A 15008-nucleotide genomic window follows, 5' to 3' on the forward strand; every position below is an offset into this window, starting at 1 on the left:
GATTGCACGGTGCGCGTCCCCCAACCGGCCGGGTAATCCACCCCAATGAGAAAGGATTGACCACAAAAGTGGCAGTCAAAATTCGTTTGAAGCGCATGGGTAAGATCCGTGCGGCCCAGTACCGTATTGTCGTGGCGGATTCTCGCGTCAAGCGCGACGGCAAGGTTATTGAGGAAATCGGTTACTACGATCCCAATACCCAGCCGTCTACCATCCGTATCGATTCTGATCGGGCTCAGTACTGGCTCGGTGTGGGTGCTCAGCCCACCGAAGCCGTGCTCGCGCAGCTTAAGGTGACCGGTGACTGGCAGAAGTTCAAGGGATACAAGGATGGTCAGGAGGGTCGCCTGCGTGTTCCGGAAACGGTGAACGCTGAAGAAGCGCGCGCCGCAGCGGTCAAGAAGGTCCAGGACGATGCCGAAAAGCGCCGCGCTGCCGCCGCTGAAGCAAAGGCGAAGGCCGAAGCGGAAGCCGCAGCTGCTGCCGCCGCTGAAGCTGGGGAAGCCGAAACCGGTGAAGCTACCGAAGTGGAAACCGAGGAAGCCTAATGCTGACGGACGCTCTGGAACACCTGGTCAAGGGAATTGTTGATTACCCGGATGATGTCAACGTCTCGGCATCGCGTAATCGTCGTGGCGAACTTCTGGAAGTTCGGGTGAACCCTGACGATCTCGGTCGGGTGATCGGCCGTGGCGGGCGTACCGCCAAGGCGCTGCGGACCGTCGTCAACGCGCTTTCGGACGAAGGCTCCGTGCGCGTGGACGTTATCGAAACGGACCGTAACTAACGTAGCGGCATACCGGCCCTCAACCTTTCGGGGTTGCGGGCCGGTTTTGTATGAGCCACCACCGTTCCCCACCGTGTGCGGGAACTGAGAGAAGGACACGATGCAACTGACGGTAGCTATTATCGGGGCGCCGCACGGGCTTAAAGGGGAAGTCCGTTTGGACGTTCGCACAGATTCGCCCGCGCGCCGCCTCGCTGTGGGGACCCAGCTGGAAACAGATCCGGCGGATTTCGGGCCGCTCACCATCACTCGCACTCGAGAATACCGAGGAATTACCTACGCGCTCTTCGCTGAATCCACCACGCGTGACACCGCAGAAGCGCTGCGAGGGGTGCGTCTCGTCGTGGAAACTGATGAGGATGAGCCCGAAGAAGATGCCTATTATGCCCATGAGCTACGCGGTCTGGAAGTCCTCGACCCAGAAGGTTACGAGCTCGGTATTATTACCGGCTTAGAAAACGGCCCCGCCCAGGATATCCTGGTGGTGCGTGAGCCGGATGGCCGGATTACCCGCGTGCCCTTCGTGCGTGAGATCGTGACGGCGGTGGATCTGGATGACCACTGCATCGTGGTTGATGCCCCGGCCGGGCTTTTTTCCGAAGATGACATGATCGTAGTGGACGGTGATGACCTGGCCGGGGCACTCAGCGCAGCCGGGGACGCACTTAGCGCCGCCGAAGAAAGCATGACGGAGGAAAACAGCGCTGAGGAAGTGAAGTAATGGCGAGCTTGCGCATTGACCTCGTTTCCGTTTTTCCGGAATTCTTCGACGTGCTCGATTTATCGCTGGTAGGCAAGGCGCGCCGTCGCGGCGTCGTTGATATTCGCACCCACAATCTGCGCGACTGGACCAGCGATATCCACCGCACCGTGGACGATACCCCCATCGGAGGCGGGGCTGGCATGGTCATGAAACCGGATGTTTGGGGTCGTGCTCTCGATGACCTCATCGGCCCGAGCTCTCCGGAAACAATTACTCTCGCGATGCCCACCCCGTCCGGTCGGCCCCTCACTCAGCGCCTCGTCGAAGACCTGGCCACCCGGGAGCGCATCATTATCGCCTGCGGGCGCTATGAGGGAATTGATGCGCGGGTAGCTGAGCACTATCGTGGGCGGGGTGTGCGCGTAGAGGAGTTTTCTCTCGGAGATTATGTCCTCAACGGTGGGGAAGTGGCGGCAGTGGCCCTCGTGGAGGCGGTTACCCGTCTTATCCCCGGCATGGTGGGGAACCCGGAGTCCCTCGTGGAAGAATCGCACGGTGCGGCCGGTTTGCTCGAATACCGTGTCTACACCCGCCCGGTGCGCTGGCGTGAGTTCGAGGTGCCCGCAGTACTGCTCAGCGGCAATCACGGGGCGGTGGCGCGCTACCGGCGCGACGAAGCCATCGCGCGCACCGCTGCGCGCCGTCCCGATATGATCGCGGAGCTAGATACCTCGCAGCTGGACAAACACGACCGGCCGGCGCTCGCGGCGGCGGGCTATGTATGGCGCACCAGTGACGCCCACCCGGTGGCGGTGGATACCGAGGCCCTGGGGGTGGCGGGCGCCGTCGTTTCTGACGACGGGGCGCTACCGGACGAAACGTTTTCAGGTGGGGTACTTGAGAACGGGCTGGACCCGGACGGGGCGCTACCGGACAGTGCGCGACTGCACGAGGTTCGACGGCGCACCGCAACCGAGCTGGCTAACCTGGCCGCCCGCACCTTCCCCGATGCCTGCCCGCGTTATCTTAGGGAAGCGGATATTGCCGCGTTCGAGGCGGCGAATCTTTCCGTCGCAGCTTTCGAAAAATACCTTGCCGACCCCCACTGGGTGACGGTGGTAGTGCGTGCCGCCAGCGGAGAGTCGCGCGGGGAATTGCTGGGGTACAGTCTCATGTTGCTTCCCGATAGTACGGTGGGAATGGGGGACGACGACGTTGCCGGGCGCGAGGACGGTGCACCAGTCATGCACCTTCCGGAGCGGAAAGGCCCGTTGCTTGAGCTATCAAAGTTCTACGTGGAGCGCAGCTGGCACGGGAGCGGGGTAGCGGATCTGCTCTGGCAGGCAACGGTGGAGGCATGCCGAGACAGAATACTTGATGCCGAGGTGGCGTCCGCACCGTACCTGTGGCTCGGAACAAATAAAGACAACCGGCGCGCGCAACGATTCTACAAACGGTGCGGTTTCCGAAAGGTAGCTACCCGAGAATTCCAGGTGGGTGAGGTAATCAACTCGGATCTCATTTTTACCTGTCCGCTGACTGTGGCATAATAGTGGAGTTTCCTCGCTTTCATAATGCGCTGTGCCTGCCGCAGGGGGTCGCGCATCGGCGAGATCTTAACCGATAACAGCGCCCCTGGCCTGCGTGCAGAGGCGGAAAGTGAATGAATAATGCAGACTCTTGATGTAGTTGATGCTTCGCGTTTGCGCGACGATATCCCCGATTTCCGCGCCGGTGACACCGTGCGTGTGAACGTGCGCGTCGTGGAAGGTAACCGCACCCGTACCCAGGCGTTCCAGGGTGTTGTTATTGCCCGCCAGGGTGATGGCCTGCGCGCCACCTTCGATGTCCGCAAGATTTCCTTCGGGGTGGGCGTGGAACGTAAGTTCCCGGTGCATTCCCCCTCCATTGAATCCATCGAAGTGATTACCCGCGGTCGGGTGCGTCGCGCCAAGCTGTACTACCTGCGTGATCGCCACGGTAAGGCAGCGAAGATTCGCGAACGTCGCACCGATTCCAAGTAAGGAACGGTACGAACTTCTCGTTCACATATGGACCCGCGCCCCGGTGCGGGTCCATTTTTATCTGGGGCACCCCGGGCCGATAACCTAGGAAACCGTGCGCACCATCTTCTCCGATAAGTTCCGATAACGGTAGAGCAACGCTGAGTTATTCCTGGAGCTTTACTAAAATAATGTGGCGCGACGGCGCGGATAACCCCAGGTACGTTCACGTGCGCTGGTAGCATGGAATACGCGTATCTTTTATCTAATGCAGGGGCGGAGGGGCGTATGGGCGAGGGCACGTCAGGCGGGTCACGGGCGTCGGAGGATGCCTCGCGGTGGCCGGCAGGGCGGACCCACCGGAGCCAGGCTCGTGGTCGCCGGGCCGCTCCCGCACCTGAGGTACAGAACCTGCATGCGGTACCGGACGTGGACGAACTACCGGAGCTTGACGACCTCTTTGATGGGGCAGAATTGCAGGCCCTGCAACCTGCAGTGAGGGCAGCGGAGCATTCGGCGCCAGAGCCAGAGCCGCAGCCTTGCTTGTCTACACCACCGGAATCTAACGAGACAAAAAACGTGTCGGAGGGGCCCGCTAAGATAAATGCAGCTGAAGCCCGCTTAAGGCTAACGCTCACGGAGCAGCTCTCGAACGCGGATGAAGGTCTCTACGCTGATGCGTTGCGAGATGAACTCGCCCGAGCGGAAGCATATGTGAACCACGGAGGAGTAACCATGAATACAACGGACGGTCAGTCCTCCGCTGCCAATACGGAGCAGCCTCCCTCCTACCCTCCCGAGGTTGCTCCGGTGCGCCCCGAGGCGGACGCCCGGGAAGCCCCCGTGCGTAACTCGCGCCTGCGTAGCGTAGTGGAGATGGCCCTCACTGTCGCCGTCGTTCTTCTCGTCTCCGTCATTATAAAAACTTTCTTTATACAAGCTTTTAATGTGCCTTCCGGTTCCATGGAAACCACGTTGAGTACCGGGGATAAGTTTTTTGTCAACCGGATGGTGACCGATAATGAGGAGTTACGCCGCGGCGATATCGTGGTCTTTGTGGATCCGGGCGGATGGCTTGATGATGTGGAAGAAAACCGGTCCTGGATTGCCCAAACCGGAACTCGGATCCTGCAAGGCATCGGGCTTCTTCCGGCAGATTCTGGTCACTACCTGGTGAAACGAATTATCGCTAAAGGTGGGGATACCGTCAGCTGCTGCGGGGAAGATGGTCGCGTGCAGGTCAATGGCGTGCCGATCACGGAGGAATATCTCAATTACGGGGTGTCGCCCTCCTTGCAGAAATTTGAGGTGAAGGTTCCGGAAGGGTACCTGTGGATGATGGGGGACAACCGCGCCAATTCTAAAGATTCGCGGTGGCATCAGCGTGAATCCGGAAATGGATTCGTGCCGGTAGAAAACGTTGTGGGCCGGGCCTGGTACGTTTTCTCACCGTGGAGCCGTCACGGGCGTTTGCCCGATATGAGCCACGTTTTTTCCGGTGTCCCCGAACCGGCAGCACCCGCGGGTGCGCGGGTGGCACTGCCGGAAAATCCAGTTGATCCGCGTTCCTTATATTCAGCCACGGCGGCCCAGCCGGGGCTTCCCCTTGCTGTGCTTTCCGGGCAGGGCAGGTAGTACGCGTGCAGGAACCTGATCGCACAGTCGAAAAAGAACTATTGGCTCGGCTCGAGGCACGCGGCGGGGGTATTCTCGCCGCAGTGGATGAAGTGGGTCGCGGTGCCATCGCCGGACCGGTCTGCGTGGGTATTGCCCTCCTGGATGGGAGTACTCCGGATGACTTCCCACCCGGATTACGGGATTCAAAAATGCTGAGTGCGCACCGGCGGGAAACGATCTACCAGGCGGCCCGCGACTGGCCGCTCGCGGTAGCGGTGGGAAGCGCAGCCGCCAGTGTGATCGACACGGTGGGAATTATTGAAGCCTTGCGATGTGCGGCTGCGGATGCTCTCGCCCAGCTGGAGAAATCCGGATTACGCCCCGATGCTGTTCTCTTAGACGGAAAACACAATTGGTGGGTCCAAGATTCCCTCTTCGATGCCGAACCGACGGTCCCGCAGCTTCCGGTCACCACCGTGATTAAGGGGGATGCTTCCTGCGCCGGGATTGCCGCGGCATCCGTCGTCGCTAAAGTTGAGCGAGACCGATATATGGAGGCACTCGCGAAAGATTTCCCCGATTACGATTGGGAACATAATAAAGGGTACGGTACCCGTGCTCACCTCCACGCCATCGCGCAGGTGGGGCCGAGCCCGTATCATCGAATGTCGTGGCATTTGCCCGCGGTAAGGAGTGAATAATGAGCGAGATTGACGGCTACGAAGCCGAACTGGAACTCGCGTTATATCGCGAGTACCGCGATGTTGTGAAGATTTTCCGCTACGTGGTGGAAACCGAACGGCGTTTTTACTTGGCCAATGACGTAGACGTGAAAGTACGATCCTCGACTGCAGGTGACGTGTTTTTCGAGGTGAACCTGAGCGATGCGTGGGTGTGGGATATCTACCGCACATCCCGTTTCATTCGTTCGGTACGGGTGGTGACTTTTAAAGACGTCAATATCGAAGAGCTCAACCAAACCGATATTACTCGGGAACTTGATCTTCCGGGTTCCTCGCTTTAATCGGGAGAACGTTGCGTCGTGAGCTTAGGCGAAGCTTACGTTTATCCACAGGTATCTGAAACGACGACGCTATCCTCAGTCGCGCACCGCCCGAGCCACCATTGGTAATATCCGCGTCACACTAGGGGCATGTACCAGTGTGAAACTTTGCATGCCACCATTGCTCGCAACGAGCTCGCCCCACTTCCTCCTTCCGCCACCACTCGGGAGGTCGGAGAATGGGGAGAAAACGTGGCCGCCGCATATGTGCGGGAGTGCGGCTACCACGTGCTGGCCCAGAATTGGAGATGCCGGTGCGGGGAAATTGACCTGGTATGCCGCGAAGAACCCAGCGGCGCACTGGTTGCGGTTGAGGTGAAAACCCGCCGCGGGCGGAATACGGTTCCCGCTCCTCTGGCCGTTAGTACCGAAAAATATCGCAGGCTTCGCCATCTTCTGGCGCAGTGGCTCCACGTAGAAGGTGGAAACTACCCCGCACTCGCGGTGGATATCGTGGCCGTGAACGTGCCCACCTCCGGTCCCGTCACTATCGACCATCTGCGGAACGCCTCATGATTGGCACCTCCCATACCGTCTCTATCCTCGGTGTCAGGGGCATGCCTATCCGGGTGGAAGTAGCGATCCTTTCGGGACTGCCCAATTTCACTATCGTTGGCCTGCCAGATGCGGCGGTGAGCGAATCACGCGAACGCATCCGAGCCGCTTTCGCCGCGGCTCGGATCCCCTTCCCGGCCGGGCGCGTCACTGTGAATCTGTCTCCGGCAGATACCCCGAAAGTTGGTACCGCTTTCGATGTGGCGATCGCTGCCGCCATCCTCGCTGCGCAGGCCCGTACCCACGTGCCGCCCGGAAGCGTCTTCCTAGGCGAATTAGGGTTGGACGGATCGGTGCGCCCGGTGCGGGGAGTATTACCGTGCGTGCTGGGCGCCGCTCACCACGGCTTCCAGCACGCCATCGTTCCGCACGGTTGCGGAGCCGAAGCTGCGCTGGCCCAGATCCAAGTGGGAGAAATCTGGCATATCACCCAGATAGCGCAGCGCCTGGGAGTTGCTAGTGATTCGGTGCCACCACCGCCACCCGTGCCGGTATCACAGCCCCGTGCCAGTAGCGATATTGGTGACCTCGCGGAGGTACGGGGCCAATACCTGGCCCGCCACGCCTTGGAAATAGCTGCCGCGGGTGGCCACCACCTTCTCATGATCGGGGCGCCCGGCGTGGGCAAATCCATGTTGGCAACCCGGCTACCCGGAATCATGCCTCCCCTCACCCGCTCCCAAGCGGTAGAAAGCGCCAGCATTCGCTCCATCGTCGGGCAATTTGAGGAGATTACCACCAGGCCTCCCTACGTGGCACCCCACCACACCTCAAGTGCCACCGCTCTGGTGGGAGGAGGCAGCCGGCCCCGTCCCGGCGCTATCTCCCTAGCGCACCACGGTGTACTTTTCCTCGATGAACTTCCCGAATTCACCACCAGAGCCATCCAGTCCCTCCGCGAACCCATGGAATCGGGAGAAGTACATATTCACCGCGCACAAGGCTCGGTATGCTTCCCGGCCCGTTTCCAACTGGTAGGAGCAGGAAACCCGTGCAGGTGCGGCAGGCTACTTGATTCCCCAACCTCCTGCACCTGTTCGGGGGCAGACCGCGCCCACTACCAGCACCGCATCGGAGGCCCGCTCCGGGATCGCATCGACCTCATAGTGAATCTGCCCAGGCCTAGCCGGGCCGAACTAGCCGCGGGCAGTAGTGGGGATAACAGCGAAACGGTCGCGGCGCGGGTGCGCGAAGCACGTGAACGCCAACACCACCGCTTCCGGGTTGAAACCTGGGATATCAACGCGGCGATACCAGGTACCTGGCTCCGTGCGCATACCCAGTTAGCACCCAGTTCAAGCGCGAGCCTGGGCGAGGCCCTCACCCGCGGCCTCATCAGCATGCGGGCGGCGGATAAAATCCTGCGAGTTGCCTGGACCCTTGCAGATCTATCAGGCCATACACAGCCCACCACCGACGACGTTGCCGGGGCATTTGCCCTGCGCGGGAAAGGATATTTTGGCTATGACGGAGGATAAAACACCCTGGACCGGCAGCGAAATAACCGGAGCTGCCGGCGCAAGAGAAACCGCCGCGGAAACGTCCGACACGGTAGCGGCTCACCCCGGAACCACCGGCACGAAAAACACCAGCACGCAAGAAGAAACCGCAGCAATGGCATGGACACGCTTGGCCGAAGGGGAGGACTACCATGCCGTTGCGCTCACCGAACATCTCGGTTACGCCGGAGCTCTGGATTGGTTGGAAGAAATACGCGCGGGTGCCCCGATTCCTGAATCGCTGCGCGCAGCCACTGCCCGCTGGAGTGCCCGCTACGATGCACAGGGCTTTGCGCGCGACCGTGAACTACTTAACCGAGGTTACGGCTTCACCTACCCGGGTAGCCCCACCTGGCCGCGATCCTTAGCACAGCTCGGGGAACAACGTCCGTTGGGACTATGGTGGAAAGGAAATATTGCGGCGCTGGATCGCCCCGCGCTCGCGATGGTGGGCTCCCGCGCCGCTACCGACTATGGCGAAAAGATCGCCACCGATTTTAGTTACGAACTTGCTGAACGCGGCGCTCTTATTGTTTCCGGGGGAGCCATTGGTATTGATGCGGCTGCTCACCGTGGCGCTATACTCGCGAACGCTCCGACCGCGGTGGTCTTTGCCAGCGGGATCAACCGGCCCTATCCTAAAGCCCACCAGGAACTCTTCGCGCGGATTCTTGATACTGGCGGGCTTGCCCTTTCCGAAACTGCTCCGGGCAATGCCCCTCACCGGCACCGTTTTCTGGCCCGGAACCGGATCATTGCCGGCCTATCACGTGCCGTTGTTGTTATTGAAGCTCCCTATAGGTCGGGCGCCATTAATACCGCGGGGCACGCACATACTTACGGCATCCCGGTCGGGGCAGTGCCCGGATCCATTTACGCGATGTGTTCAACGGGCTGCCATCGGCTGCTGCGAGAAGGCGCGGTGTGTATTACCGGGGTGGAAGATATTGTGGAATTGCTCGGCTTTAGCGCCGGCCAGCAATTTGTCCAAGATCGCGCTCGGGTGGCGGAGGGGAACACCACGGCTGATCACCGCGGCGCATCGGCCAGCCGAACGGTTACTTACGCGCTTGCCGGCGGGGTGCAATTAGGGCTCGGGCTAGCTGTGACCGATCCGCTTGCCGGGGATCCCCGGGCGGTGCGGGTGCGCGACGCGCTACCGGCTCGCAATTACCAGCCGCTGGATAAAATAGCGCAGACCGCGGGAATGGGATTTACCGAAGTGATGGCGGCCCTCGGGAAACTTGAGATAGCAGGAATTGCGGAGAGCCGGGGAGGGAAGTGGCGCCTGACGCCCCAGGCTCGAGAAGCGAGCCGGCAGCGGGCCACATAAGGCTCGCATAAACTGGGGAGTATGCGAGTAGCAGATATTTTGGACCGTTATGAGCGAGAATTACGGCTGCGCCGCGGATACTCCGAACATACGATCCGCGCCTATCTACACGAGGTGGTGTCCCTCCTCGCTTTCCTTCACGAGCTATCTACCGGAAACAAGACGGCGGATCAGGACTCATCCGATCTTGATATTGATCTCGAACACCTGGATCTGGCTGATTTGCGGGCCTGGCTAGCCCATTCGCGCGAACACGGGAGTGCCCTAGCCTCAATGGCCCGGCAATCTGCTGCGATACGTACTTTTAGTTCCTGGGCATACCGATGCGGCTATACCGCTTCGGATCCGGCAGCACGGTTGAAATCACCTCGGGTAACCAACGAGCTCCCGCATGTTCTCAATGAGCATCAGGCCCAACAGTTGCTTAACAACGCGAAAAGCCATGCGGTCGAGAGCGGAAAAGCTCTCGCCTACCGGGACTGGGCGGCCCTCGAGCTCATGTACGCGGCTGGTTTGCGCGTGAGCGAAGTCTGTTCTCTGGATATTGACCAGGTTCGCCCTGATTTGACGGTGCGCGTCGTCGGAAAAGGAAATAAGGAACGCGTGGTCCCGTACGGGGTGCCGGCTATGCGGGCCGTGCAGGAATACCTGCCCGCGCGTGCCGCTCTTATGAAAGAACCGACCCGGGCTCTCTTTTTGGGGGCACAAGGCAGGCGTCTCAACCCGCGTTCGCTGCGTGACGTCGTGCACCGGGCTGCCAGCCGTGCGGGAGTACCCGATATTACCCCGCACGATTTACGCCATTCCGCTGCCACGCATCTTCTTAACGGCGGCTCAGACTTGCGCAGTGTGCAAGAGATCCTCGGTCACTCATCTCTGCAAACCACGCAGCGCTACACTCACGTCAGCGCCGACAGGCTCCGGGCTGCTTTCGCCCAAGCCCACCCGCGGGCCTAAAGAAGTATCGCAGGAGCATTACTGAAGCGTTACGGGTCAAGGATAAAGACGAATCTCACGCCGGTAGAGAAGCGAGAGCGGGTCAATATAGGTTTTCCCGCGCCGTGCACCCCAGTGCAAAACATCGCCGGGGAAGCGCCCGCCATCCTCATGGCCGGCCAGTAATGTCCCAATCACCATTCCGGTACTCACGGTATCCCCGCGCCGTACCTGTGGTTCGACCGGTTCGTAAGTGGTGCGCAGGCCATTGGCGTGTTCAATAGAAATAACGGGGCGGTCCGCGAGCATCCCGGCATACACCACGGTGCCCGTGCCAGCGGCAAGGACGGGGCTACCCGCTGGGAGCTCCACATCCACTCCGCGATGTCCAGGTAGCCAATTGTGCTTCGGTGGATCAAAGGGGCGAGTGATCACAGGTTCGCTACCGGTAGGGGAGCGGAAGCCAGTAGCGCGGGGAGGCGCGGCCGTCGTATGGGTTGTATTCCTGACGTTCGCCATGAGCGCGGATGCCACCGGTGCCTTTGGCTTACTTTCCGTTGCCGAAGTTGCCGCCTGCGTGGGAGTGTTTTCCGACGACGGCGCTACTGTGCCAGATGCCGATTGCGAAATGAGGCTCGCTACCAGGGTGAGAGCCGCGCCTGCCGCGGCCAAGCAGCGTGCCACGATCATGCGCCTCGCACGGGAACGGGAGCGCACTGTGGCCCGGGAACCAGCCGCTGTACCCGGGCCACAGCGCGTACCGGGGAATCGAGTCGCAAAAATCCTGAGAGTCTTCATAGGGCTGAGCATTCCCTGACTAGAGCTCACCCGCCAGCGGGCACCTACAGGCTGTGGATAGTCCATACGTATTCGCAGCCTGTGGATGGTTCTAGCTTTATTCTGGAACTAGTCGGGGTTTTTGCACTGTTATCCGCGGTTTTTACCCTTCAGACGCATCGTTTCTCGCCGCCCGCGGGTGTTTTCTTTCGAGGAGTGTCGGTCCTGGCTCCGCGCCGTTCGCGCATCGCTGCGGGAACGTAACCGCTCCGCTTCCGCCATCATCCGCAGATAGCGGTTCAGACGGTCCGCATCCAACGCCCCGCTCGCGCTGGCCTCACGCACCGCGCACCCCGGCTCACGCCCGTGGCTACAATTCGCGAAATAGCACGAAGCAGCCAATTCGCGAATATCCGCGTAGGTATCGGCAATCGCCTCCGTGTCCATCGTGGCTCCCAAAGCGCGCACCCCGGGAGTGTCAATGACCGCGAAGTGTTCTCCGCAAACCAACTGACGCCCGGTGGTCGTGTGCCGACCCTTATGGTCACTTTCGCGCACCGCTCCCACCTCCTGGGTGGCTCCGAGCAAAGTATTGGTGAGAGTGGATTTCCCCGCGCCGGAGCGCCCCACCACCACGACCGTGCCGGAGAGGCGCTCAACGAGCCGCGCCACGTCCACAGCTGAGCGTGCATCAAGCGCAAGCACCTCCTCGCATCCCTCACCCAGCTCCTGGAGATCTGCCGGGTTTGCCAGGTCTGCCTTCGTGAGCACCAGCCAGGGGCATGCCCCGCTGGCGTGGGCCAGGGCCACGAAACGTTCGATACGTCCGCGACTGGCTGCTGGCACCACGGGTTCCACAATGAGAACCACATCAATATTCGCGCAGATAGGTTGCTCGAGAGCGGCACGGCCCACCGACGGGCGGGTGAGGTAGGTACGGCGCGGCAAAATGTCGAGAATATGCCCGGCATCATCCACGCCCACCCAGTCACCCACCACCGGCGGCCAGGATTCACTATCTCGGCAGTGGCCCGGAATATCGAGGTCAATGCGCACCAATGCCCCGTCCGAGGGGCCATACCTGGGGGAGTCCAGCACATCGGTTTTATCAACGAGGAGCACTTCGACGGCGCCGCGATGTACCGCGGCGATCCGCCCGCCGTGCACGCGCGCGGAGTCGCCAAGGTTCATTTCCGCGACTTTCAGGTAGGCCGCCCAGCGTTCATCAAAGCCCAGAAAACTCATACAACATCCCTTCGCATCCCCGAACGCAGCCGAGCCACCGCATGGCGGGTCGCTATCACACCGATACCTGCCCAGATCGCCGCAACCGCAATATCGCGGACTACCAACCACCCGGCTGGCGCCGCGATACCGGCAATGGTTCCCGAGAGGGGGACCGCATTCGCCAGTGCTGCCAGCGCGGGCGGATAGTAATCGAGGGGCACAATCACCCCGGTAAACACCGGCAGGAACGTCGCGAGCAGTGTCGCCCCCAGATATGGATCGGGCAGATCCACTCCGATCCCGGCTGCTGCCACTCCGAGCAGCACCCCACATACCAAGGCAGCCACCGCTAAGAGCGCTACTCGTCCCAGTAGTGCCGCATCTTTGTCCGGGGAGAGGAGGAAGACGGCGCCGATGGCTGCACTACCGGTGGAGACTGCCAAGGCACATGGGATGGTGGACACCGCCACCCAGTACACCACGTCGAAACGCCGGCGCAGGTGAACCTCCTGGAAGATCCCTAGCGCCCGGTCGGTTGCCACTGCGCTGACCACCCCGGAGGCCACCGACGTGGCCAAAGCAACCAGCGCCGCGGCATAGCCGGTGCGCACCAGGTCCGGGGTCCCCACGTCATTGCCGAGCACCACATCAAAAAGCACGTCGAGGAGAGGAAGAACCAGGAGAGTGGTCACCGCCGTCCCCACCGTCGCAAAGGTCACCGAGGATGCCCAGGAGACCCGAATGATCGAGCGATAGCGCGTCAGCATCACATCACCTCCAAAGTCCCGGAGCGGGTAGCACGGCGCAGTGCCGCGCGCCCTGCCACTCCCGCCACCGTCAGCCACGCACCCAGCGCGACCGCCCAGATCGCCACGTCACTCCCGGTAATAACCTCTCCGAAGAGCAGGGAGGTGGGCATTGAGAGGGGTACGAAGAGGGAAAGATAGGCCAGCCACGCGGGTGGCGCCGTCGTCGTAAAAAGAATGCCGGACGCTAAAAACATCGGAACTAAAAGCAGACCTTCGTAACTAATCGCGTTCGGGGTGAGCACGAAAAGCGCGGCGATGACGAAGGATACGCTCAAGCACCCCATCCACAACAGAACAACGCCGCACGCAAATCCCCAGGACGGTGCAGTAAAGGTGACCGAGGCGGAGCATAGAGCCCACGTCACCCAGGCCACCGGGAATGCCGCCAGCCCGAAGGAACCGGCCGAAGCCACCACTGCCGCCACGCTCCGTAGCGCCCCAATCGGCGCGCTCACCAGATAGACGAGGGTGCCTTTATAACGCTCGAAACCAATAATTCCGGCGGCGCAGGTGGCCGTGGTCCACATGCCGATAATCCCGGCACGCACCCACCCCTGGGTCGCGCTCATCGCCCCGAAAGCTCGGAAACTCAGGAATTGCACCAGTGCGGTGGCGAGCGTCGTCGTCACCATGAGCTGGATGAAATAGGGGACAGACACAAATTGGCGCACGTGAAAAGTGCTCATACGGAACTGCCGGATCACCGCGCCAACCCATCTGCCAGTGCGAGATACGTTTCCTCCAGCGAGGCCGGGCGGGTAATCAGGTCCTCTGGCTCGTGCCCGAGGAACGCCACCAGGCGTTCGGCTTGCGCACCGGAGCGCGCATCCCAGTAGATCGTGACCGCCCAATTGCCCGCGCGCGGACGGCGAATAATCACCGCGCCGGGGAATTCAGCTTCGAGGCCCGCGAAAATATCCGCCTTGCGCGCCCCTAGCGTGAAGGTCGTGGTTGCACCCACCCCGGCATAGTCCGCAATATCGCGAACGCTGCCGCGCACCGCGATTTTTCCCGCGCCGATGACGGTGATGATATCCGCCAGCTCTTCGACCTCCGGCATGGAATGCGAGGTGAGGAGCACCGCGGTTCCATTGGCGGCAACGTCGCGGATAATATCGCGCACCGTGAGCGCGACGTCGGGGTCCAGCCCCGTGGTCGGTTCGTCAAGAAGGAGCAGTGGCGGGGCACCCAATAAGGCGCGCGCCAGGTGGAGACGCTGGCGCATCCCACGCGAAAACTGCCCGACTTTCACCCCGGCAGAATCGGTGAGCTTGACACGTTCAAGAACATCAGTGACGACGCCGCGCCGCCGCCCGCTTGCCACCCCTTGCAGGTCGGCAAAATACAGGAGATTATCGCGCGCCGTAGCCCGGGGATAAAACCCCAGGTCGCCGCCCAGCACCAGGCCCAGGCGCGAGCGTGCCTTCTCCGGATGGCGCACCGCGTCAATCCCCGCGATCCGCACCTGTCCCGACGTGGGGGCTAGTAAGGTGGCGCATATCCGCACCGTTGTGGTTTTCCCGGCCCCGTTCGGGCCGAGCAAGGCATGCACCTGACCCGCCATTACCTGGAGGGACACGTCTTCAACTGCAACAAATTTTTCTTTCCCGAAGGCGCGCCGCACATGGGCGACATCGAGGACGGGAATATGAGGATCTATCAAAATCCTTATCCTTATCAATCCAATTACCGTATTCAG

Annotated in this window: 17 protein-coding genes; 12 read left to right on the forward strand and 5 right to left on the reverse strand. The window is 61.2% G+C overall.

What is annotated here, in order from left to right:
* Positions 1-68: 68 nt before the first annotated feature.
* From rpsP to ACRQEG_RS01355, 12 genes are all read left to right on the forward strand, one after another.
* Positions 69-548, forward strand: coding sequence for a 30S ribosomal protein S16 (gene rpsP / locus ACRQEG_RS01300; RefSeq protein WP_320757309.1), 480 nt, complete (start codon positions 69-71; stop codon positions 546-548).
* Positions 548-787, forward strand: coding sequence for an RNA-binding protein (locus ACRQEG_RS01305; RefSeq protein WP_016442467.1), 240 nt, complete (start codon positions 548-550; stop codon positions 785-787). The genes rpsP and ACRQEG_RS01305 overlap by 1 nt, the downstream gene beginning before the upstream one ends.
* Positions 788-887: 100 nt before the next feature.
* Complete coding sequence (rimM, locus tag ACRQEG_RS01310) at positions 888-1508, forward strand: ribosome maturation factor RimM (RefSeq protein WP_320757308.1); 621 nt, start codon at positions 888-890, stop codon at positions 1506-1508.
* Between the two features lie 8 nt (positions 1509-1516).
* A complete protein-coding gene (gene trmD / locus ACRQEG_RS01315; RefSeq protein WP_320757331.1) occupies positions 1517-3040 on the forward strand; it encodes a tRNA (guanosine(37)-N1)-methyltransferase TrmD in 1524 nt (507 codons plus the stop codon).
* A gap of 120 nt (positions 3041-3160) precedes the next feature.
* Entirely contained in the window at positions 3161-3514 is a 354-nt protein-coding gene (gene rplS, locus ACRQEG_RS01320) for a 50S ribosomal protein L19 (RefSeq protein WP_016442470.1), read from the forward strand.
* A 714-nt stretch (positions 3515-4228) separates the two neighbouring features.
* Positions 4229-5128, forward strand: a complete 900-nt coding sequence (lepB, locus tag ACRQEG_RS01325; RefSeq protein WP_320757307.1) for a signal peptidase I — start codon at positions 4229-4231, stop codon at positions 5126-5128.
* 5 nt (positions 5129-5133) lie between these two features.
* Complete coding sequence (gene rnhB, locus ACRQEG_RS01330) at positions 5134-5811, forward strand: ribonuclease HII (protein WP_320757306.1); 678 nt, start codon at positions 5134-5136, stop codon at positions 5809-5811.
* Positions 5811-6134: a DUF2469 domain-containing protein gene (locus ACRQEG_RS01335; protein ID WP_016442473.1), complete on the forward strand. Its 324-nt coding sequence runs from the start codon at positions 5811-5813 to the stop codon at positions 6132-6134. Before rnhB ends, ACRQEG_RS01335 begins: the two co-directional genes overlap by 1 nt.
* Before the next feature lie 129 nt (positions 6135-6263).
* The gene (locus ACRQEG_RS01340; RefSeq protein ID WP_320757305.1) at positions 6264-6689 is read left to right on the forward strand and encodes a YraN family protein; all 426 of its coding nucleotides are present in this window, start codon (positions 6264-6266) and stop codon (positions 6687-6689) included.
* Positions 6686-8206, forward strand: coding sequence for a YifB family Mg chelatase-like AAA ATPase (locus tag ACRQEG_RS01345; RefSeq protein WP_320757304.1), 1521 nt, complete (start codon positions 6686-6688; stop codon positions 8204-8206). Before ACRQEG_RS01340 ends, ACRQEG_RS01345 begins: the two co-directional genes overlap by 4 nt.
* Positions 8193-9560: a DNA-processing protein DprA gene (gene dprA, locus ACRQEG_RS01350; RefSeq protein ID WP_320757303.1), complete on the forward strand. Its 1368-nt coding sequence runs from the start codon at positions 8193-8195 to the stop codon at positions 9558-9560. Before ACRQEG_RS01345 ends, dprA begins: the two co-directional genes overlap by 14 nt.
* A gap of 21 nt (positions 9561-9581) precedes the next feature.
* Positions 9582-10517 carry a tyrosine recombinase XerC gene (locus ACRQEG_RS01355; RefSeq protein ID WP_320757302.1) on the forward strand — a complete coding sequence of 312 codons (936 nt, stop codon included), beginning with the start codon at positions 9582-9584 and terminating at the stop codon, positions 10515-10517.
* Positions 10518-10553: 36 nt separating this feature from the next.
* On the opposite strand, the gene ACRQEG_RS01360 is transcribed toward ACRQEG_RS01355, so the two are convergent.
* The 5 genes from ACRQEG_RS01360 to ACRQEG_RS01380 all read right to left on the reverse strand — a co-directional run bounded on the left by ACRQEG_RS01360 (position 10554) and on the right by ACRQEG_RS01380 (position 14972).
* The gene (locus ACRQEG_RS01360; RefSeq protein ID WP_320757301.1) at positions 10554-11186 is read right to left on the reverse strand and encodes a M23 family metallopeptidase; all 633 of its coding nucleotides are present in this window, start codon (positions 11184-11186) and stop codon (positions 10554-10556) included.
* Positions 11187-11423: 237 nt separating this feature from the next.
* The gene (rsgA, locus tag ACRQEG_RS01365) at positions 11424-12518 is read right to left on the reverse strand and encodes a ribosome small subunit-dependent GTPase A (RefSeq protein WP_320757300.1); all 1095 of its coding nucleotides are present in this window, start codon (positions 12516-12518) and stop codon (positions 11424-11426) included.
* A complete protein-coding gene (locus ACRQEG_RS01370; protein ID WP_320757299.1) occupies positions 12515-13267 on the reverse strand; it encodes an ABC transporter permease in 753 nt (250 codons plus the stop codon). Before ACRQEG_RS01370 ends, rsgA begins: the two co-directional genes overlap by 4 nt.
* Complete coding sequence (locus ACRQEG_RS01375) at positions 13267-13995, reverse strand: ABC transporter permease (RefSeq protein ID WP_320757298.1); 729 nt, start codon at positions 13993-13995, stop codon at positions 13267-13269. The genes ACRQEG_RS01370 and ACRQEG_RS01375 overlap by 1 nt, the downstream gene beginning before the upstream one ends.
* A 14-nt stretch (positions 13996-14009) precedes the next feature.
* Positions 14010-14972 (reverse strand): ABC transporter ATP-binding protein, encoded by a 963-nt coding sequence (locus ACRQEG_RS01380; RefSeq protein ID WP_320757297.1) that lies wholly within the window; start codon positions 14970-14972, stop codon positions 14010-14012.
* Positions 14973-15008: the final 36 nt, after the last annotated feature.

The organism is Actinotignum stranguriae (assembly GCF_051265215.1).
GTDB classification, from domain to species: Bacteria; Actinomycetota; Actinomycetes; order Actinomycetales; family Actinomycetaceae; genus Actinotignum; species Actinotignum schaalii_C.